Origin of the sequence: Phytoactinopolyspora endophytica (genome assembly GCF_004138495.1) — a bacterium.
Classification (GTDB): Bacteria; Actinomycetota; Actinomycetes; order Jiangellales; family Jiangellaceae; genus Phytoactinopolyspora; species Phytoactinopolyspora endophytica.
The window spans coordinates 98064-98717 of record NZ_ML142860.1 but is presented as its reverse complement, the minus strand read 5'-3'; the positions used below and the strand labels follow the sequence as shown (position 1 = coordinate 98717).

1 protein-coding gene is annotated in these 654 nt (G+C 69.3%); it reads left to right on the top strand.

The features are described 5' to 3' along the window. Positions 1–654, top strand: a 654-nt coding sequence (locus ELR45_RS35630; RefSeq protein ID WP_205857009.1) for a pre-peptidase C-terminal domain-containing protein, incomplete at both ends; no start/stop codon positions are given.

Here is a 654-nt window from a genome sequence, read left to right as displayed (position 1 = left end):
CTGACTCGGGATGACGCCGACCTCGACGAGTACGCCCAGGGCGCCCTGACCTGGAGTGGTGCCGGCGCCACCGTGCGCAGCCCCGTCGTTGTCAACCCGGTCGCCCTGGATGTGCCGGACGAGGTGAGCGCAACAGGACCCTCGGGTCAAGCCGAGTTCGACGTCGTCCCCGGGCGCGACGGCGAGACCTCCGTCGCGATCCAGGGCCTCACCCCCGGTGAGGTCACCGATGGTTCACTGGAGGCCGGTGAAGCGCCCAAGGTAGACGGCAACGCCTCCTCCCACCTGCTCCAGTTCGACGTGCCGGACGGCACGAGTCTGGCCCGGTTCGACCTCGTCTCCGGCGCGCCGACCGCCGACTTCGACATGTACTTGTTCGGCCCCGACGGCCAGGAGCTGCCGGTCGAGGCGGCCACCCCCGGCTCCAGCGAACGGGTCGATCTCCCCGACCCAGACGCCGGAACCCACTGGGTCTTGGTACATCTCTACTCCACCGCGGACGGTGAGCCGGCCGACTTCACAGTGCGCAACTTCGCGGTGGGCGACGAATCGGCCGGAAACGCGTCGGTGTCTCCGGAGACCATCGCTGGGGAGACGGGCCGGTCCGTACCCGTCACCGTGGAATACGACGGCCTCGACGAGGGAGTTCCGTAC